The 21,177-nt window shown below is 41.6% G+C and carries 15 protein-coding genes; 6 read left to right on the top strand and 9 right to left on the bottom strand.

What is annotated here, in order from left to right:
- Positions 1 to 114 precede the first annotated feature (114 nt).
- Positions 115 to 1,617: a bifunctional phosphoribosylaminoimidazolecarboxamide formyltransferase/IMP cyclohydrolase gene (gene purH, locus QTN47_RS23455; protein ID WP_369331877.1), complete on the bottom strand. Its 1,503-nt coding sequence runs from the start codon at positions 1,615 to 1,617 to the stop codon at positions 115 to 117.
- Positions 1,618 to 1,714: 97 nt separating this feature from the next.
- The gene (locus QTN47_RS23460) at positions 1,715 to 3,796 is read right to left on the bottom strand and encodes a ComEC/Rec2 family competence protein (protein ID WP_369331878.1); all 2,082 of its coding nucleotides are present in this window, start codon (positions 3,794 to 3,796) and stop codon (positions 1,715 to 1,717) included.
- Between the two features lie 253 nt (positions 3,797 to 4,049).
- Here QTN47_RS23460 and QTN47_RS23465 point away from each other — a divergent pair, with 253 nt between their 5' ends.
- The 3 genes from QTN47_RS23465 to nadB all read left to right on the top strand — a co-directional run bounded on the left by QTN47_RS23465 (position 4,050) and on the right by nadB (position 8,237).
- On the top strand, positions 4,050 to 5,285 hold the full coding sequence (locus tag QTN47_RS23465; RefSeq protein WP_369331879.1) for a DUF6786 family protein: 1,236 nt from the start codon (positions 4,050 to 4,052) through the stop codon (positions 5,283 to 5,285).
- Between the two features lie 26 nt (positions 5,286 to 5,311).
- The gene (locus QTN47_RS23470) at positions 5,312 to 6,163 is read left to right on the top strand and encodes a fumarylacetoacetate hydrolase family protein (protein ID WP_369331880.1); all 852 of its coding nucleotides are present in this window, start codon (positions 5,312 to 5,314) and stop codon (positions 6,161 to 6,163) included.
- A gap of 478 nt (positions 6,164 to 6,641) precedes the next feature.
- On the top strand, positions 6,642 to 8,237 hold the full coding sequence (gene nadB, locus QTN47_RS23475; RefSeq protein ID WP_369331881.1) for an L-aspartate oxidase: 1,596 nt from the start codon (positions 6,642 to 6,644) through the stop codon (positions 8,235 to 8,237).
- 271 nt (positions 8,238 to 8,508) lie between these two features.
- Here nadB and QTN47_RS23480 read toward each other — a convergent pair whose 3' ends face one another.
- The 4 genes from QTN47_RS23480 to QTN47_RS23495 form a co-directional block, all read right to left on the bottom strand.
- A complete protein-coding gene (locus tag QTN47_RS23480; protein ID WP_369331882.1) occupies positions 8,509 to 9,576 on the bottom strand; it encodes a GTP-binding protein in 1,068 nt (355 codons plus the stop codon).
- Positions 9,577 to 9,720: 144 nt separating this feature from the next.
- A complete protein-coding gene (locus QTN47_RS23485; protein WP_369331883.1) occupies positions 9,721 to 10,032 on the bottom strand; it encodes a peptidylprolyl isomerase in 312 nt (103 codons plus the stop codon).
- A gap of 41 nt (positions 10,033 to 10,073) precedes the next feature.
- The gene (locus tag QTN47_RS23490; protein WP_369331884.1) at positions 10,074 to 11,630 is read right to left on the bottom strand and encodes a GH116 family glycosyl hydrolase; all 1,557 of its coding nucleotides are present in this window, start codon (positions 11,628 to 11,630) and stop codon (positions 10,074 to 10,076) included.
- On the bottom strand, positions 11,599 to 12,708 hold the full coding sequence (locus tag QTN47_RS23495) for a GH116 family glycosyl-hydrolase (RefSeq protein WP_369331885.1): 1,110 nt from the start codon (positions 12,706 to 12,708) through the stop codon (positions 11,599 to 11,601). The genes QTN47_RS23490 and QTN47_RS23495 overlap by 32 nt, the downstream gene beginning before the upstream one ends.
- 441 nt (positions 12,709 to 13,149) lie before the next feature.
- Here QTN47_RS23495 and QTN47_RS23500 point away from each other — a divergent pair, with 441 nt between their 5' ends.
- A complete protein-coding gene (locus QTN47_RS23500) occupies positions 13,150 to 14,031 on the top strand; it encodes a lysophospholipid acyltransferase family protein (protein ID WP_369331886.1) in 882 nt (293 codons plus the stop codon).
- Positions 14,032 to 14,381: 350 nt separating this feature from the next.
- Here QTN47_RS23500 and QTN47_RS23505 read toward each other — a convergent pair whose 3' ends face one another.
- From QTN47_RS23505 to tsaB, 3 genes are all read right to left on the bottom strand, one after another.
- Complete coding sequence (locus QTN47_RS23505; protein WP_369331887.1) at positions 14,382 to 15,794, bottom strand: MBL fold metallo-hydrolase; 1,413 nt, start codon at positions 15,792 to 15,794, stop codon at positions 14,382 to 14,384.
- Positions 15,795 to 15,977: 183 nt separating this feature from the next.
- Complete coding sequence (locus QTN47_RS23510) at positions 15,978 to 16,319, bottom strand: ArsR/SmtB family transcription factor (protein WP_369331888.1); 342 nt, start codon at positions 16,317 to 16,319, stop codon at positions 15,978 to 15,980.
- 110 nt (positions 16,320 to 16,429) lie between these two features.
- Complete coding sequence (gene tsaB, locus QTN47_RS23515) at positions 16,430 to 17,119, bottom strand: tRNA (adenosine(37)-N6)-threonylcarbamoyltransferase complex dimerization subunit type 1 TsaB (protein ID WP_369331889.1); 690 nt, start codon at positions 17,117 to 17,119, stop codon at positions 16,430 to 16,432.
- A 120-nt stretch (positions 17,120 to 17,239) separates the two neighbouring features.
- Here tsaB and QTN47_RS23520 point away from each other — a divergent pair, with 120 nt between their 5' ends.
- Both QTN47_RS23520 and QTN47_RS23525 read left to right on the top strand, forming a co-directional pair.
- The gene (locus QTN47_RS23520) at positions 17,240 to 17,626 is read left to right on the top strand and encodes a RidA family protein (RefSeq protein WP_369331890.1); all 387 of its coding nucleotides are present in this window, start codon (positions 17,240 to 17,242) and stop codon (positions 17,624 to 17,626) included.
- A 297-nt stretch (positions 17,627 to 17,923) separates the two neighbouring features.
- Positions 17,924 to 21,166, top strand: a complete 3,243-nt coding sequence (locus QTN47_RS23525; RefSeq protein ID WP_369331891.1) for a SusC/RagA family TonB-linked outer membrane protein — start codon at positions 17,924 to 17,926, stop codon at positions 21,164 to 21,166.
- Positions 21,167 to 21,177 lie beyond the last annotated feature (11 nt).

Below are 21,177 nucleotides of genomic sequence, written 5' to 3' on the forward strand. Positions count from 1 at the left end.
TTACTGATCCTCTTATAATTGAAAATGGCGAATTGACAATTGAAAATGTAGCTTCTGAAGTTTTTCGGGCGCTATTAATCAGCCATCCTCAAATCAGCCATCAGTCACTTCTTCTTAGTGCTTAAAGTGTCTCAAACCAGTCATCACCATTGCCAGTTTGTTTTCAACACAATATTCAATGCTGTCTTTATCACGAATGGATCCGCCGGGCTGTATAAATGCTTCAATGCCTTCAGCATGCGCCATTTTCACGCAGTCATTGAAAGGGAAAAAAGCATCGCTCGCTAAAACAGCGCCTTTCAAATCAACATTAAATTGTTTTGCTTTGTCGATAGATTGTCTCAGTGAGTCAATACGGCTGGTTTGTCCGCAACCTTTACCCACCAATTGTTTGTTCTTGATCAAAGCAATTGCATTGCTCTTTAAGTGCTTGCAGACAATATTTGCAAAGATTAAATCATCTTTTTCCTGCTGCGTTGTCGTTCTTCCTCCAACTTCATTCCACTCAGTATAATTGCCGGTGTCGATATCCTGGGCCAGTGTTCCGTTCAATATAGATTTAAACTGCGTTGTGTAAGAAGCATCAGGATTGATTAGCTGTAACAGGATACGATTCTTCTTGCTCTTCAATACCTGCAGTGCATCTTCATTGAAAGAAGGTGCAATCAGTACTTCAAAGAATATTTCGTTAATGGCTTCTGCAGTTGCTTTATCAATAGTTCCGTTGCAGATCAATACACCGCCAAATGCGCTTTCAGGATCTCCCGCCAAACCCGCATCCCAGCATTCTTTAACTGTAGGCCTGGATGAAATACCACAAACATTCGTGTGCTTGATAACGGCAAATGTTGTTTCGGTAAATTCTTTTATTAATTGAACAGCGGCATCAACATCCACAAGGTTGTTGTAGGATAGTTCTTTACCATTCAATTGTGTAAATACTTCTTTCAGATCTCCGTAGAAAGTAGCGTGCTGGTGAGGATTTTCACCGTATCGCAGGGATTGTTTAGCACTCAAAGGCTGGATCACTGTGCCACTAAAATAATTGTTGATGGCAATATCATAGTTCATCACCACTTCAAATGCTTTGGCTGCGTAAGCCCTGCGTTGTTCAAGTGTGGTCTCTCCATTCTGTGTCTGAAGTAATTCAACCAGGGAAGCATAATCGTCCTTAGCGGCAATAACAACAAGGTCTTTGTGGTTTTTAGCTGCGGCACGGATCATGGAAGGGCCACCGATATCGATCTTTTCAATAATTGCTTTTTCTTCAGTAGTAGTGCGTAAAGTTTCCTCAAATGGATACAGGTCAACAATTACCAGGTCAATTTCCGGGATTTTGTATTCTTTCATTTCCTGCAAATCCTGCTCATTGTCCCTTCTGCCCAGAATTCCACCAAAAACAGCGGGGTGAAGCGTTTTTACACGTCCGCCCAAAATTGACGGGTATGTAGTAAGGCTTTCAACAGCAACACAGTCAATTTTCAGGTCCTCGATAAATTTTTGTGTGCCGCCCGTTGTATAAATGGTAATGCCGAGGCGTTGTAATTCTTTTACAATCGGCTCCAGGCCATCCTTGTAAAAAACAGAGATTAATGCGCTTTGAATTTTCTTTTGCATGATAAAAAGATGTTTAACTGGTATGTTTACTATAACACCGCAAGAAAAAAATTGTGCACTGTTTAATGTACAGGTACTATCCGGCGGGCTAAGTTTATTACAGGTCCATTACAAATGCGCCCTGTTCGGGCACCGAATGGAAGCGCAAATGTAGGCTGTCGCAGCCTTTTTTCCATTTTTCAATTTTCCAGACCGGGTTGCTGGCGTCAAAAACTACCATTTTAGGCCTGATTTTACTGATAAGCGTGAAAATGTCCTGCCTGGGATTTCCTGAAATGATCAAAATATCTGGTTCAGCAATGTTGCCGTAAGAATAGGAATGCTTATCGTCATTTATCAGCAGTATTGATTTTCCCGCACAGGAAAAACGGGTATTTCTGCAAACAATATAATTTTTAACCGGCGAAATCCTTTGCTGAACGCGTGAGGGTTTTAGATGAAAATCAGCTGCCAGTAAGTTTTTGAAAAGCAAACTGTCGCTAAAAAACGTGGATTTTCTTCCTTGTACAATGTCAATTGCGGTATGCCTGGGGATATTATAAACAATCAGGTTTCGTTGCTGGCAGTGTTGCCAGAAATCAATACATCGCAACACGAAAAAAAATAAAATGGCTGCCAAAGCGCCAAACAGGATCAGTTTGCTTTTTTTTAACATCCATATAGTAAGCGCAATAATAATCGTAAACAGCAGGCTTGATTGCAACACTGTTAATTGAAGACCGCTCCACACTGCAAAAGGCATCTGGTTAATATAGATGATGAAATTGTTCATCATCAAAATCAGAAATCCTAATAATTTTCCGGCGGCAGATACCAAAAATGGAAAGAAAGATAAGATCAGCAGCAAAAGTTCCCCGTACAAAATAAAACCTGACAACGGAACCACTACTAAATTGGTTACGAGAAAAAGCAGGGGCAACTGGTGAAAATAGTAAATAACAAGTGGCAATGTGAGTATTTGAGCTGCAAGGCTTACGGCACTCAATTGCCAGATCTTATCAAGTATCTTGTTCTCGAAATTGAATAAGTTGTATACCGGTTTCATGAAAAGTACTATACTGGTTACCGCAGAATAGGATAACAAAAAGCCCACATCCCACAACATGAAGGGATTAAAAACAAGCAGGCAAAATGCAGAACCCGCCAGGCTGTTGTACATATTTGTCCTTCGGCTGATGCCCTGTCCGATTACAATAAAAGAAAACATTACTGCGGAACGAAGTATAGATGGGGCACCTCCTGCAATGAGTGTAAACAACCAGAGAATAGCCAGTATCAGGATGGCTTTTATCCATCGGGTTGAATTTTTTGAAGGAAGCAGAGACAGTACCCAGACTAACAGTCCGTAGATCATGCCAAGATGAAGCCCGCTAATGGCGATTACATGCACCACGCCGGTATTGCTGTAAGCCTGAACAAGATCTTTGTCCAAATCATACCGGTAGCCGATCAATAAAGCTTCTGCTACGCCCTGCTCGTTATTACCCGGAATGAATTGTTTAATAATGCGGATGGAGTTGTCCCGCATAGCAAAAAGAAACCGGCTCAAGCGACTTCCGGCGTTTCCTGGTAAAATGCGGTAGTCTTTTTCTGTCACGAAAACCTGGCCTGCAATATCCTGCAAAAGACAATAACGTTTGTAATCAAACGCACCTGGGTTTCCGGAATTCATTATAGGCTGTACTTTCTTATGGAGCACAACGCGGCTGCCATAGGCAATAGGTGAAGACAGACTGTCTTTCTTAAAATAAACGATCAGCTTACCTGTCGCCTGCATCCACTGGTTTACTTTTTTAACTGCTTCAACTGAGCATACGGCTTTGTATGAAGAAGGCTTGCTTACAAGTGGTTCCTGCACAGTTACAAGAACATCCTCACCCTGGGCGGATATATTCCAGAACCATGTAGCATGATTTCTTGCATCGCTGTACCATGTAGTTAGCGTGCCTGCACATACGGTCAGGAAGAGCAATGTCAATCCAATTGCGCTGCGGAATTTGAACCTGATGTGAACGGGAAGCAATCGAAAAATGATCAACGTTGCTAAGCAAACGCATAATGCAATGGCGAGTAACATAAATGGCAGTTGCACATACCACTGCAATAGAATACCTGCGATTAGTGCGGGTAGTAGTTTAAGGAATGGGGCTGATTTAAGCATCCTGTTAACTGGATCCATAGTTTTCAAAGGAACGGAATTTTGAATTAGCAGAAAATGATTTTAGTCGAGATGAATGAAACAACCTGTCCTGTCGTTGCGTTAGGTCTGTGAAAACTAGGCCTGCTGAAAGCTGAGTACTTCGTAATTCGTACTTCGTACTTAAGCTAAGTGCGTTGTCAGCAAATAAAGAACATTGATTTCTCACAGTAAATTATTGAGCGGCCTCCATCTACTAATTTTTTCCTTATCTTAACCGCTAAAAATTCTAACGATGACACGATCCGGAAACAACTTATTGCTTCTTGGCATGCTTAGTTTACAGCAGGCATGTAATGCGCCGGTAAATAAAGAAAAGCCTGTTTATACCAAAGGTTCTTACGGATATGCTGCTGACTTCCTGAAAGAAAATACAAAACGGGTGCTTGAATTATCTACGGACGATGGAATGTCCAAAGTATTGTTATCCGCAGATTACCAGGGACGTGTGATGACCAGTACTGCAGACGGTGACAGTGGAATAAGTTTTGGCTGGATCAATTATGATCTGATAGGGAAGCGCACAAAAAAAGCACAGTTCAATCCGGTTGGAGGAGAAGAACGCTTTTGGCTTGGACCGGAAGGCGGCCAATACTCTTTATATTTTGCAAAAGGGGACTCATTTAACATCAGCCATTGGCAGGTTCCTCCCATTATTGACACCATTCCTTACCAGGTGTTGGATAAAGACAGCACTTCTGTAACATTTACCAAAGAAGCCAAACTAAAAAACTATTCCGGCACAGACTTTCATTTTGTTATTCAGCGAAGAATAAGCATCATAGACAAAAGCAAGCTTGCAGACATGTTTTCATTTTCTATTCCGGATGATGTGAAAAGCGTTGCTTATCAAACAACAAACGGAATTAAAAATATTGGAACTGAAGCGTGGACAAAAGATAAAGGTCTTATGTCCATTTGGCTGCTGGGCATGATGACTCCAACACCAGCAACTGTGGTAATGATACCTTTTTCCGGCGGAAAAAATGCAAAACAAAATATCACAGATGATTATTTTGGAAAGATCCCCGCTGACAGGCTGGTAGTTAAAGACAGCGTGTTGTATTTTCAGTGTGATGGTAAGCAGAGGGGTAAGTTGGGACTATCACCTGCAATCGCAAAAACATTTGCTGCGAGCTATGATTTTGAAAATAACGTACTCACGTTTATCAATTTTCCGGTTGATAAGCTTGGTAATTATGTAAATGGCAAATGGGAAATACAGAAAGAGCCTTACAAAGGAGATGTGGTAAATGCCTATAATGACGGGCCGCTTGCAGATGGTTCACAACTTGGGCCCTTTTATGAAATAGAATCTTCATCAGCTGCGAAAGAACTCGGTGCCGGTGATATTCAAACTTATCAGCAGGTAACCTGTCATTTGCAAGGCAGTTACGAATCGTTGAAAAAAATTGTACATGATCTTCTCCATATAGATCTTGATGATGTAAAAACAACCATGAAAAAATAACTAAATAATCTCGTTAAAAAAGCACTATGAAATTGTATAATACCCGCAAAGGAATTGTTGTTACGCATAAGTCGGTTCATTATCTGCTTATTGAAAATAATTGGGATGATCTTGTGAATCGTACCAATCTTCATCGTCATGTTGTTCAGCTGAAAGAAGCTGCAACTGTATTGAGTGACTCGGAGTTTGAAGATCTTTTAAATGATACATTGTTGGCTCCAATAGGATCGCAGGAAGTTTGGGCAGCAGGCGTAACATATATGCGAAGCAAAGTAGCACGGATGGAGGAATCACAGGATGCCGGCGGAGCGGATTTTTACGACAAAGTATATGATGCAGAAAGGCCTGAGTTGTTTTTCAAATCCATGCCGCACCGCGTTTGCGCACACAATACAGAAATCTATATCCGTAAAGATTCATCCTGGAATGTGCCAGAGCCGGAGCTGACATTGTTTATCAATGCTAGTGGTGATATTGCTGGTTATACAATCGGCAATGATGTGAGTAGCAGAAGCATTGAAGGTGAAAACCCACTCTATCTTCCCCAGGCCAAGGTGTATGAAAAGAGTGCCGCTATGGGCCCGTGTTTATATATTCCGGAGGAGCCAATCGACAAAGATGCTGTGATCTCAATGTCTATTACAAGAGATGGCAAAGAGATGTATAATGATTCAGCTTCTATCAATAGGATGAAACGCTCCCATACAGAGCTGGCTTCTTATTTACTAATGGGATTTGATTTTCCTCAAGGCGTTTATCTAATGACAGGTACTTGTATTGTTCCCGGCCATGATTTTACGTTGCAGCCCGGTGATGTGGTGTCTATTAGTATTGAAGGAATTGGAACGTTGGAGAATAGGGTGGCGCTGAAGCCGTAGGCTTGTGAATAGTGAATGGTCAACCAATGTCGTTTCCTTAAGAATAATTGGCATTTATCAAGTACGATTTACGAAGTACGAAGTACCTGATTTTAGGCTTGCTTTGTTTTTTGTGTGCTCTTAAGGAAACGACATTGAATGGTCAATAGTGAAAGGTGTGGTAGTATAATTGAAATGGGGCAGGTTGTGATTCATTGCGGTCTGCTTAGATGACCAACCGTGACCTGCACAATCAAATGCGGCCAAATGTTGCAGATTGTAACAGGGATTTTGCGTGTGTTTTGAAATTAAACTGAATGCGAAATGTAATGCAAGACGCACATTTCACTATTGACTATTGACTTCACATTACACCGCCTTTTTTATATCAGCCTCTTACACCTTTCACAATTGACTATTCACCATTCACTATCTGTAAAATTGAAAAAACAAACTATGTTTGTAACGTCTTTTTTACACGATAGAAGCTAAAACATACATGGAGACAGATTTTTTGGTTATTGGTTCAGGTATAGCTGGACTAACCTATGCACTGAAAGTTGCCAGGCAATTTCCCGAAAAAAAAATAATGATCATCACCAAGGCGCGTGAGGATGAAACGAATACAAAGTACGCCCAGGGAGGTGTAGCCGGCGTTTGGGATGAGTCAAAAGACAGTTTCGAAAAACATATTGAAGATACTTTAATTGCGGGTGATGGGTTGTGCAATGTAAAAACGGTTGAAATTGTTGTTACAGAGGGTCCCACGCGCATTAAAGAATTAATTGAATACGGCGCCAGGTTTGATAAAACGGAAAGCGGTGATTATTCCCTCGGGCGTGAAGGTGGTCATAGTGAGCATCGCATCCTGCATCACAAAGATGTTACAGGAAAAGAGATGGAACGTGCACTGCTGGAAGAACTGCAGCAGTATTCCAATATAGAAGTGATCAACCACTGTTTTGTGGTAGATCTGATTACTCAGCACCACCTGGGATACCTTGTAACAAAGTCCACTTCAAATATTACCTGTTTCGGTGTGTATGTTTTGAACCTTCGCACACAACGAATTGAAAAGATACTTTCCAGGATAACCTTGTTGGCTACCGGCGGTTGTGGTCAGGCCTATCGTACCACCACCAATCCTAAAATAGCGACAGGAGATGGCGTAGCAATGATGTACCGCGCAAAAGGACGGATTGAGAACATGGAATTTATCCAGTTCCATCCAACGGCATTGTTTGAGCCAGGCGTTTCTCCATCGTTTCTTATTACAGAGGCAGTGAGAGGAGACGGAGGCATTTTACGCAATAAGGATGAAGAAGCTTTCATGGAAAGATACGACGAGCGTAAAGATCTGGCCCCACGTGATATTGTGGCACGTGCAATAGATAGTGAAATGAAGCGGACAGGTACTGAGCATGTGTACCTCGATTGCAGGCATATGGACAAAGACAAATTCATCCATCATTTTCCCAATATTTACGAAAAATGCATGAGCATAGGCATTGATGTAATGAAGCAAATGATTCCTGTAGCTCCTGCTGCTCACTATAGCTGTGGCGGTATAAAGGCTGATGAATTTGGCAGAACTTCCATTATAAATTTATATGCCTGTGGTGAATGTGCAAGCACCGGTTTGCATGGCGCAAACAGGCTTGCCAGCAACAGTTTACTAGAGGCAATGGTTTTTGGTCACAGATGCTATCTTGATAGCGTTGAAAAAATATCTTCAATTGAAATTCGTCGCGATATTCCGGATTGGAACGTAAAAGGCAATACCGATCCGAAAGAAATGATCCTGATAACACAGAGCCTGAAAGAGTTACAGCAGATCATGAGTGACTATGTGGGCATTGTTCGTACAGATGTGCGTTTGGAAAGGGCATCAAAAAGATTGGATCTTCTTCACGAGGAAACCGAACAACTATACAAAAGCACAAAAGTTTCCCCTCAACTTTGTGAATTGAGAAACCTCATCACAGTCGGCTATCTCATTGTAAAAGGCGCGCAATTCCGCAAAGAAAGCAGGGGACTGCATTTCAATACTGATCATCCGGAAAAGAGTGATCTGTTGCAGAATATTGTGCTGTAGAGGAGGAGTGAGGTTTGAGGTGTGAGGTATCAGGTATCAGGTATCAGGTATCAGGTATCAGGTATCAGGTATCAGGTATCAGGTATCAGGTATCAGGTATCAGGTATCAGGTATAAATTGCCTGGGAAGATAACAAAAAATTATTCTGTATTGTGTTGCTAAAATTACAGCATGTGTTTGAACCTAAATAATTCGTAAAGCATGGTTCATACTTGAAGTGCCTATGCCTCACGCCTTACACCTTAAGCCTCACACCTGACACCTGACACTTCTACTTCATCCTATACACCGGCTTCGGATATCCCGGTTTAAAGCTCGCGGTGTTTTCCATCCTTATGCTGCATTTGCAGAGAACTTCAGTGTTGCGGACAGCCTTCCACAATAAATGTTTTAGTATAGCGGGTTCTGTTTGTACTCTTGCGTTAACAAGCAATGAAGCGTCCTTGTTTGCGGCGGACTCATCAAAAAGATGCTCAGTTTCTGTATGAACTGAAGTGAGACTGTATTTGTTTTTTCCATTTAGGAGTAGCTTAAGGTGACCAATGGTCAGATGGTTTTCCTCAATTAATCTTCGTAAGGTTTTTATAAACACATTTACGCAATGAATAGCATTAAATGCCGGAGCTGAAAACTCAAGATCTGTGTCCAGCCACGCCAGTTTAGATTCACCTTCGCCATATATATCATAATCTATATCGGTTGATACCGGCGCATCATACAAGCCCTTTGTGTTAATAACGTTTAACCATTCCTGAACACTGGCTTCGGAAAAAGAATTTTGATATAATATCGTCTTGTTTGGATAATGATCTTTTACATACTGGCTTACTGATTGAAGCATTTTTGCATCAGCAAGGTCAACTTTGTTTATAACAATAACCAAAGCTTCTTCCAGTTGCTTATTGTAAATGTATTTTACAGAAGCATCAAACAAGGGCAGCTTTTGTATAAACAGCAAATGGAACAAACGCACATCTACAAACGTAGACAGCGTAACATCAACGTTCTCTTTATTACTGCGCAATGGCTTAAGTACAGTTGCTACTATATCGGTGCACGAGCCAACAGCTTCTGCGAAAATAGTTTCCGGCTGTTCGCTGGTTTCAAATGATGTGATGCTGCTATTAAGATCGTGGTAATTGCAGCAAAAGCAGCCGTTGATTATTTTTCTGTTAGGAATTGAAAGGCTATTGAAGAAATTGCTATCGACTAGTTGTATGCCCTGGTCGTTAGAGATAACACCAACACTGATATCTTTTTCTTGTAATTGTTTACAAGCTTGTTGTATGGCGGTAGTTTTTCCACTTCCCAAAAAGCCACTAAGTAAATGTATTTTCATTTGTTTGCACAGAGGTTAGGTTTACATAGGTACTGCTCAAATTTCGTCCTTTTTGTTAGTTTCCGGTGCTGGCAATTTATTATAAAATTTTTATTTTTTCGTAACTGATATGTACGGATATCTGTACTATGCAACATCATCTGTTCAGCCGATTGTGTTTGGGGCGTTATAACATGAACAATGTTCATCGCAATCATCACCGTTTGAAGGAAAAGGATAACCGAGGATAACTTCTTCGGTAAGCGCAGGTCTTATATGCTCAATGAACACTTCAAAAGTATAATCATCGTCTGCAGCGCTATGCGCTTTCTCAAGGTAAACCGTTTTTTTATCTCCTATATGTAATCCGCTGAGCTGTGATTGCAATATGATTGAAATACTGTCTGTTCCATGCAAAAACTGCACCGGAGTACCATCCATGGTGTTTTCAAGAATTTCTTTATTGGAGTTCTTCATGATGTACCGCATTGTAACCACCATGTTTTCGGCTACGCAAATCATTCGGTAACAATTTTATCGTTGATGATGGTTTTGTCAATATTAATATTTCCGTGACTCACCTTGACAAGAGGTTTTCCGTTTTTTAACGATACTGTTCCAAAACCTGTGGCTGTTGATATAAAGCATGTGAAGTCTTTGTTTAGCCTGTTATTGATATGTAGTGTTTTGTCTACTGCGTCATATCTTATTCCTGTAAGTCCTTGCAACAATCCATAACTGGACATAGCCCTTGCATACCAATGTCCGCATTCATATTCATTAAAAGGATTGCGGATGCGTCCATCGTATCTGTCCCTGCAATACCGTACTATTTCAAGGCCTTCGTTTGGGTTGCCGGAAAGCATAAGATGTGATGCTACCTGGTATTCGATACCCGTCCACACTTCATCACTATATACAAACGGTAAAGAAAGTTTCCCTCCTTTCGGCCATGAGCAAAGCAATAAGCCGCCATCATGGCCCAATGCAAAAGCGGGCCGTTGCGGATTGGCATGTTCGCTTAAATCTTTTTTAAGATTATACTTGTGTACAGACAGCAAATGACTCTTGATTTTTTTTGCATCTACAATATCATTGATCCCGCACATAGCTCCGATCCATGTGCCCAGCACGCCATCACTCAGGCATCCGGTTCCGTATTGATATTTCGGACCTTCTTTTTGCAGGATTGCCACAGCTTCTTCGGAATAATCTCCTCCAAATGATTGAGCTTTTGCAGGGTTGGGAGCATTCAGTTCTTTATATTCAATATGCTGGAAAAAATATTCACCGTTATATAAATTCGTCTCCAGGTATGTTTTGCCTTTGGCATAAAGATCCTCATAACGGGTTACGTCTTTCTGCAGAAATTTACCCATTGCAATAAGAGATTGTAGTGCACCAAGATAAAAGCTGGTACACATACCATCTGGTCCCCAGAATTCTATATCATACGTGTTATGATGCGGTTCTTCTACAATTCCCTTGCTGCGTGGGTCCCATGTTTTAATGCAATAATCCATGCTCATCTTCACCATTGGATAGATCTTGGCCAACCATTCATTGTTGCCGCTTATGCGCCAGTCGCGATGTACTTTCATAATACCTCCAAGTTGCCCGTCTGCAGCAGCATGGAAATCATGTTTCAACGGACTGATCGGCATGTTGGCTCTAAATCCCTGATGTCCCAATTTGTTCTGGTTCTCACAAAATTCAGTATTGCGAAGCGATCGCTCCAGTGTTGGAAATAAATGCGGAACAGCCTGGGCATAGTTCCAGACATGCGTGCAGGAGCCATGACAACAACCGCCATCATCGCCACAACCTTCCCAGCTCCACAAACGTCCGTCGTATTGACGAAGTACCGTTGGTGACTTAAGAATGGTAAGATTTGCAGCGACTGCTTCAAGCACTTCGGGTGGTAGTGTTGATGAATAAAAAGCTTCTGTAAACAGTGAGGTCTTTCTGAAAAGATCAGCATAGTTAGTTTTCCAATAATCGGCTACTTCAGTCACATTATTAAACCTGCTGCTATACCATGGCTTATAGTTTTTTGCGTCGTTTTTTTTTGCCATTTTTCACACCCAGATCTTCCGGGGAAGCGCAACATCCGCTGTTGGGATCGCAGTCTTTTTTCTCATCCGGCACAATATCTCCAACATGCAAATCTGATTCGGGAACATACCATGTCATGTATAAACGGATCGTTTTACGCTCACCTGGTTTTAAGTTTAGAGGAACATACAACGACGCGCCCGGTGCGTCTTTTTCAACCGGCGCAGTCGATTTTGCAGATCCGTTTTTTACGGCATTCCATGCCATTGTAAGTGGATCCCACCAGCCGCCGCGAAACCAGCAGTGATCAACAATTGTGTTGCCGTCGTCAGTAAAAATCGCAAAGCTTGCCTGTAAGTGAGGCTTCTCGGCAGTAGCAGTTTGTTGCAGAACAAATCCATTCTGAATGGACGAGATCATGTTTTGGCCTTCATTGTCTGCAGCGAGAAAATTCTTTGTGTTATAAGAAAAGACGGCCTCTATACTGGTTGCCGATTTGTTGGTAAATGTATATTCCAGCGCGCCTGCGGGTAATGAAGAGTTGTCTTCATCTGTTGGAATAAAAGGGCTCCATCCTTTTATTTCAACGGATAACGGAATATCAGTATCTGATAACCGGGTGGTGCCAAACGGAAAACGGGCAATGAATTCGCAATTCGTGAAGCGAGGCAGTCCGAAAGTAGTGCCTGTAGCGCCGTTGCCTGTACCACGTTGTCCGAAAAACTTCCACTGCGGAACAGGCCCTTCAATCACCTTGCTGGCATTGTTGAGGTTCTTTACATGAATCGCGGCAAACATGGAAGGTTCATTATAGATATCCGGTTTATTGCGAACGCTCATGTGTGAGATGGCTCCGGTTCCTTCCATGCAAAACATACCCGCCCCCAAACCACCAATAGGAAAAGCTACTCTGTTCAGATGATCGCCTTTATAAACACCATTGTAAGAACGCTTGTCCGTCGCTTGCTGATCTTTATTCCGGTCGTCTTTTTCTGTAAGTGTTTCTTCTGAAAATAATGTGGTAGGAGCAATTGTGGCGCCAATGCCGCCCAATGCGATTTTCTTAAGGAAAGAACGCCTTTTGTTTTTTTCTTCCATGGCAATTGTTTGTTAAGGCTGCAGGTCAGCAGCAGGATGCTATGGTACAAGTTAAGGATTTATTTTCACCGGCAGTATGGTTTCTCGCAGCGAGCGCAAAGAAGCGGCGGCGCAGTGGTTCTACGTTATAAGTTTTACGTTGTACGTTTAAGCCCTGTGAAGCAAAGTAGGTGATATTGGTTTCTCGCAACGGGCGCAAAGAAGCGGCGGCGCGACGAAATGGAAACACGAAGGCTCCAAGGACTCTAAGAAGCACAAAGGTTTTTTAGTTCTAAGCTTTGAGCTTTAGGCTTTAAGCTTAGCCCGCAATTTTCACGGCAAAAAACGCAGTGTGCCGTTGGTGCCGTATTGTCCCCGTGGTAAAAACAACGCAGTGTATCGTTAGTGCCGCAGTGCCTCCGTGGTTTTAAAACCGCTATATTTGCGGATTATTTGCCGCGTATGTATTATGTTGTTTACGGGTTATTGTATCTGTTTTCTCTTTTGCCTTTCTGGTTCATGTATCTGTTAAGCGACGGTATTTATTTACTGCTTTATTACGTAATAAAATATCGAAGGGATGTGGTGATGGGCAATCTTGCGGTTGCCTTCCCTGACAAGAGTGAAGAGGAGCGAGTTAAAATTGCAAAAGAGTTTTATAAATCTTTTGTCGACCAATTTATTGAAACCGTTAAAATGCTTTCCATGTCCCGGAAAGAATTGGATAAGCGTTTTACATCCGATTATCATGTAGTTAATGATCTGTATTCAACGGGAAAGAACATTCAATTTCACCTGGGGCATTGCTTCAACTGGGAATATGCAACGCTGGCTTTTTCTGCAAATATCACATACCCGCTGGTTACTGTTTACATGCCGATTCAGAATAAAATATTCAACAAGATCTTCTATGACATGAGATCGAGGTTTGGCGGAAAGCTTGTTGCTGCAACAGATTTCAGGAATGAATTCCGCCAATACTCGCGTGGCAGATTTGGTTTAGCGCTTGTTGCAGATCAAAGTCCCGGAGGTGCTGAGCATGCATACTGGACAAACTTTTTTGGACGTATGACAGCCTTTGTTCCGGGTCCGGAAAAAGGCGCAAAATTGAACAACACTGCCATTATAATGGCCGGGATAAAAAAGAAAAAAAGAGGCTATTACCATTGCGAGCTGAAGCTGTTGACAATGGAACCAAGGTCATTGCCCAACGGCGAAATCACAAGAGAAATGATCAGGTTTATTGAAGATGGAATTCGCGAACAACCTTCCAATTATTTGTGGAGCCATAAGCGATGGAAAATTCCTTTTGACCAGGAGAAGTTTGGGCACCTGGTTGTTTAGAAGACAGTAAGATAGTAAGATAGTAAGACCGTAAGATGGTAAGACCGTAAGATGGTAAGACCGTAAGATGGTAAGACCGTAAGACATGTAAGACCTGTAAGATTGTAAGACGTGTAAGAATTTTGAAGAAGGATAGGATGTGAAGAATAAGAAAAAAGAAAAGCTGAATAGATGTTTGAGAAACTGGTCCATTCAGCTTTTTTATTTGTAAGAAAGATATTTTTTTAGCTATTGTAAATTAGCGATCTAAAAGCCAAACGGCTCATACCTCATATCCTATACCTCATACCTGAAACCTGATACCTGACACCTTGCTCCACAGCTAAAAGCTGATAGCTGACAGCTCACAGCTAATTCAGCGCAGACGCACTTTTTTCAATCTGCAATGATGGAATTTCTTTGAGTGCATTGAACCCGCCTAACACATTTCTTAAGTTGTGAATGCCCTGGCGCTTAATTAATGAAGCCGCAATTACGCTTCTGTAGCCGCTTTGGCAATGAATATACAGGTTGTCATCATCATTGATGTTTGCCATACTTCCGGGATCAGTAAGATTGCTTAATGGAATGTTTACAGCTTCTTTTATGTGGCTTTCATCATATTCAATTTCCCTTCTCACATCTACCAGTACAAGGCGCTCATCAAACGGAATATCCATCGCAACTTCATCGGCTTCAACCTCAATAATCATGTCGATGGGCTCGCCAGCTTTTTGCCATGCTTCAAATCCACCGTCGAGATATCCCTCCAGTTTGTCAAATCCAACTCTTGCAAGACGTATGGCTGTTTCTTTTTCTTTACCCGGATCAGTTACCAACACAATGGATTTATCAAAAGGCAACAAACTTCCAGCCCACTCTGCAAAGCGGCCTTCAAGACCAATGAAGATTGAACCTGGGATAAATGCTGCTGTGAACAGGGCTGACTGACGCGTGTCCACCAGAACGGTATGATCATTTGCCAGCTTTTCTTTCAACTGATCAACTGATAGTGGTGTTAATGCTGCTTCAAGAATTGTATCAAGTTCCTGGTAGCCTTCTTTATTTATTTTAGCGTTGATCGGGAAATATTGTGGAGGTGTGTCCAGACCTTCAGTTACAGCCTTGATAAAATCTTCTTTTGACTGTGCCTTCAATGCATAGTTGGTTTGTTTTTCCTCACCAATGGTGCTTTGTGTATTAGGCCCCAGATTTTTGCCGCAACTGCTTCCTGGCCCGTGAGCAGGATAAACAATTACGTCGTCATTCAAAGGAACAATTTTGCTTTGAAGGCTATCGTAAAGCATCCCGGCAAGATCGACAGTAGTAAGTGATTCGCCTTTCTGTGCAAGATCAGGGCGGCCAACATCACCAACAAATAACGTGTCGCCAGTGAAAACAGCGTGCTGCTTACCGTTTTCATCTAAAAGAAGGAAACAGGTACTTTCCAGTGTATGTCCTGGTGTATGCAGAATTTTAATGGAAAGTTTACCCAAAGCAAATACTTCTCCATCCTTGGCAAGATGAAATGGAAAGTTAGCACGGGTGTCGGGGCCATAAATAATGGTAGCCCCGGTTGCCTTGCTTAAATCAATATGACCGCTAACAAAGTCTGCATGAAAATGGGTTTCAAAAATGTACTTTATCTCAGCGCCGCGTTGTTTAGCCAGTTGAATGTACTCCTCTACATCTCTCATTGGATCTATAATCGCCGCTACTCCTTCGCTTTCAATGTAATAGGCCGCTTCACTAAGACAGTTGGTGTACAATTGTTGAATATGCATGTAAAAAATTTTGGCAAAGATACTTTAAGTACGTTTTGCCACTTGCAACAAAGTCATAAAGAAAGGACGTGGGTACGATTTATTTAAACTTCTGTTGCTAGTAAAAACATCGCATTTAGCGATTGATTATATGCTGAAAAAAGCTGTTTATGCAGATCAAACGATACGGAAATTGTACGGTGTTTAGCTTACCAGGTCTTCTACAAACTGGCTCACTTCCTTAACTCTTTCATAGTTAATGTGGTAATAAATGAATTTGCCGTCTCTTTGCGTTGTAACAATGCCAGCCCTTCTTAAAATTGCAAGATGCTGAGAGGCTACGGATTGTTCCAGGCGAAGCTTAACGTAAATTTCTGTAACCGTCATTTTCTTATGTTCATCCAGTAATTTAACCATCTGCTGACGTAGCTTGTGGTTGAGTGCCCTTAGAATCAGAGCAGCTTTTTTCAAGTGCAAATAATCTACCTTAATGCTTTCTTTGCTTGCCGGGTCATTAATGACAACTGTTTGTGCCGGAGTGTTCATCAGGTTAAAAATTAATTTTTATAAAATACTAATATGATCGGGTAAAGATATTATTATTTTTTCTCAACAATGAATGATCTCAGGCAGAAATGGATTTTTTTAAATTATATTTAATGTTTTTTCTGCAAAACGAAAAAGTCCTTAATGTACTCGGGAACACTGTAGGCAAGGTCCTGGAATTTTTTGCCCTCAAAAGCTTCATGGGACAGCACCGCCATATCGCCTGCTGTATATATAACGTTGGCAAACAAAGCATTACTGCTTTTTACAACAGGTTTAAACTTTTCGCTACCATTGCCAAAAAATAAAACTGCCTGATTATCAACATATTCAATAAATGATAATTCATTTAAAATCATCGCCTGGGGAGGTTCTTTCAACTCAAGCTGGTCATTATACAAACATGTAAAAACTTCCATTCGTCTTGCATCTACCATTGGGCAAAACAACTGTGGCTTAGGGTGCGTATTTAAGGTTGCATGATTTTTAGCTGCATAAGCCATTATGTATAAAGTGTTTACAAAGACCAATGGTTTGTTCAATGCATAACAAAGTCCCTTGGCACTGGCTAAGCCAACTCTTAATCCGGTATAACTTCCCGGACCTGAAACAACAGCGATGGCATCGATATCTGCTAATGATTTTTTTGCATGATGCATCAGTCGTTGTATTGCCGGTTGCAGGAACGCTGCGTGGTTTTTCTGTTCAGGATTTGTTTCGGTTGCAATCACCTTATCGTCCAATGCGAGACAAACGAAAGCTTCATCCGAACACGTGTCTATATTTAAAATCAGCGCCATAGAATTTTTATTTGTTTTAGGACAATGCCAAAAAACGGACTGAATGTTGAGTTAATGCCTGCAAAAATAGGATTGGTATATTACATTAAAATTCATTCATTTGTATGCAATAAAAAAAATATGAGTAAGCAAATTATCAATACCACAAAAGCTCCGGCGCCGATAGGGCCGTATAATCAGTCAGTAAAAGCAGGCGACTTATTGTTTATCAGTGGACAGGTAGCCATAAATCCTGATAGCAACGAATTGGTTATGGGTGATATTAAGACAGAAACCCACCAGGTAATGCAAAACCTCGAAGCCATCCTGCATGAGGCAAAACTGACGTTTGAACACGTGGTTAAAACCAACATTTTTTTAAGCGACATGTCGAATTTTGCAACAGTCAATGAAGTTTATGGTTCTTATTTTAACGGAGATTTTCCGGCGAGAGAAACAGTTGCTGTTAAGGGACTACCGAAAAATGTAAACGTAGAAATCAGCATGATTGCAACGGTAACTTTATAGGGAAAAAATGTAATGCAACAGGATTAGAAGTGGAAGAAAAATTGCAGTAAATGGTTTGACGATATTTAATAATTGTTTAACCTAAAAACGGGTAAAATGCAACAGAACATCGACTAATGTTGCGTTTTACCCTTTTTTCTACTCGAAAATTACCCTTCGCTACCACTATATTAACCGCTCAAAGAAAAGAACTGTTAAAAAAAAATTTTGTAAATCAAAATACCTGTGTAATATTGCCCTGCACAATGCAGGAAATTGTGCATCTTTTTTAATCTAACAAACCAAAATTGCCTGCTTATGAAAATAAGACATGTCATGCGTGCATGCATCCTTAGCATGCTGTTTTCTATCGTCTGCTTTGCAGCATTTTCCCAAAAAAAAATCACAGGAACTGTAACAAGTTCAAAAACGAAACAGCCGGTAGCAAGTGCGTCCGTAACTGTTAAAGGTGCAAATGTGGGAACTGCAACAGACAACGGAGGAAATTTTACTATTACTGTACCTGCGGGTAAAACAGTATTAACAATCTCATCTGTAGGCTTTGCAGACCAGGATGTAACGATCGGCGATAGTCCGTTGAGCGTCTTGTTGCAAGAAAGTACATCAAGCCTTAATGAGATAGTCGTTACCGGCTATACCGGTCAAAAGAAGAAAGATCTTACAGGTGCTGTTGCCGTTGTAGATGTCGCCGGCGTTAAGGCGCAGCCAGCAGCTAGCCCTATAGAGGGTTTGCAGGGTAAGGCCACGGGGGTACAAATCACAAGTGACGGTGCTGCGGGTAGTACACCACAGATCAGGATCAGGGGCTTCAGTACCATTAATGACAATGATCCTCTATACATCATCGATGGAATGCCTTACAGGGGCAAACTTGGCTGGCTGAATGCTAATGACATCGAGTCTATGCAGGTGTTGAAAGACGCGTCTGCCGCGTCTATTTATGGATCGCGCGCAAATAACGGCGTTGTTATCATCACCACCAAAAAAGGTAAGGCTGGTACGCCGAAACTGAGCCTGGACGTATATTATGGTACACAAAATCCAAACAAATCAAGGTATCCGAAAATGTTGAACCCTACTGAGTATGCGAATTATTTCTACCAGGAGTTCATCAATGCAGGACAAACACCTGGTACATCGGGAACTACAGGTACCAACTACGGTACATCACCCACTACACCCACCTTGCCGGAGTATTTACTGGCAGGAACAGCTACCGGGCAAAACATTACTGCTGCGGACTCGGATCCGTCCAAATATAACTACAGCACAGACGCTTCTACTTTTTACCAGATCACCAAAGCAAATCAACAGGGTACCGACTGGATGCGTGCCATTACAACGAATGCACCGATACAGAATTACGAGCTTGGTTTGACTGGTGGTGGTGACAATTCGCAGTACGCTCTTAGCGGTAGCTATTTTGATCAGCAGGGTACGTTGAAATACACATCCTATAAACGCGCTACGATCAGAGCCAACTCTAATTTCTTCCTGTTCAATAAACGCCTGACTATTGGCGAGAACATGCAGTACTCCTATAACAGAGGTGTGGGATATGCCACAAACACAAACACAGCAGGCAGTTATCAAAGTGAAGGTGCTGCGGTGTTTGAGGTATACCGTATGCAAAGCATCATACCGGTTTATGATATTATGGGAAATTTTGCCGGAACAAAGGGTAGCATTCTGGGTAACGGCGAGAACCCATTGTCACTGTTATACCGTGCGAGAAACAATGTAAATACCGACAACCAATTTTTTGGAAGCGCATTCGCAGATCTTAAGATCATCGACGGACTGAATTTAAGATCAACTTATGGTGTGCGCTATGACAATTATACTGGAATAAGCATAACTGTGCCAAACCCTGAGATGTCAGAGGGAAGTGTCGACAGAAACAGCATGTCTGAATGGCAGGGAAATTCTTCAGACTGGACCTGGACAAATACGTTGACGTTTAGAAGGACATTTAACGACCATTCTCTTTCTGTGTTGGCAGGTACTGAAGCGGTTAATTCAAACTACAGGCAGGTTACAGGTAATGGAAATAACTTCTTTCTTTACGGAGATATGAATTACTATTATCTGAGTGCGGCTGCTACCACAAGTTCCACCAGTGCAGCAACCAAAAGTACATTGTTCTCATTGTTCGGCCGGGTTGACTACTCATTTAAGGATAAATACCTGTTATCAGGAACAGTTCGCCGTGATGGTTCTTCCAACTTTGGTCCGCAGAACAGGTATGGTGTTTTCCCTGCAGCCAGCGCAGCCTGGAGAGTTTCAAAAGAGAATTTTATGCAGGGTGTAAACTGGCTTAACGATCTTAAGGTGCGTGCCGGTTGGGGTATTACAGGTAACCAAAATATTCCTGCGTTCCAGTACCTGAAGACATTCCAGTCAAGCCTGACAGCTTCGTCCTATCCAACAGGAGGTAGCTCCACAAGCGCAGGTATCTGGGTAAATTCTTACGATAATCCTGCTATTAAATGGGAACAGGTGGAAGGATTGAATATAGGTGTGGACTTTTCTATTCTTAAAAACAAGATCGAGGGTTCGTTTGACTGGTATAACAAAGACACAAAGGACATGTTGTACCCTGTGCCACTTCCATCTGCAGCTGTTGGTGGCGGAGCTTCGCCTTATGTTAACATAGGCAAGATGAATAATAAAGGTGTGGAATTGATGCTGACTTATCACTATGACGGTGATCCAAGACCAAATTCGTTCCGTTTTGACGTAACCGGTGCCATTTCGCATAACGTTAATAAGATCGTTGAGTTAACGCCTACGATTGATTATGTACCTTACAACAGTGTCAGGGACATCACTACTTCAGTCCTGAAAACAGGCGCGCCTTTCGGTGCTTTTTACGGATATAAAATGACTGGCATTTATCAAAGTGCAGATGACATAGCTAAGAGACCGTCTTATGATAAGGCTAGGGTAGGTGGTCCGATTTATGAAGATGTTTCCGGACCTGATGGTAAACCAGATGGAAAAATTGATGCAAATGACAGAACTGTTATTGGCACTCCTCATCCTAAGTATATTTATTCGCTGTCTTACAATGCGTCTTATAAGCATTTCGACATCCTGCTTTTCTTTAATGGTTCTCAAGGCAATCAAATATTTGAACAAACACGCTATTATACTGATCTGAATGGTTTTGATGGTGCTGTTACAAAAAGGATGCTGAATGCGTGGAGCCCTACCAATACTGGTAGCATGATCCCTTCACCTTACAGGGGCAGAAGCACAACCGAATTGCAATCATCCAGCTACTATATCCAGAATGGAAGCTTTTTGAAACTGAAAAATTTACAGATTGGCTATGATCTCTCTTCTGCTATCAAGAACAAGGGAATAAGTAAGTTGCGTTTATATGTGGCCGCGACCAACCTGTTTACTATTACAAAATATACAGGGTTGGATCCGGAAGTTAGTTCTGTGTCAAGCACATACAGTGCTCCTGGTGTAGATTATGGTATAGTGCCTATGTCCCGCCAGTTCCTATTCGGCATAAACGCAACATTTTAATGGCTGTATAA

It is taken from the genome of Danxiaibacter flavus, assembly GCF_041060425.1.
Lineage (GTDB): Bacteria > Bacteroidota > Bacteroidia > Chitinophagales > Chitinophagaceae > Danxiaibacter > Danxiaibacter flavus.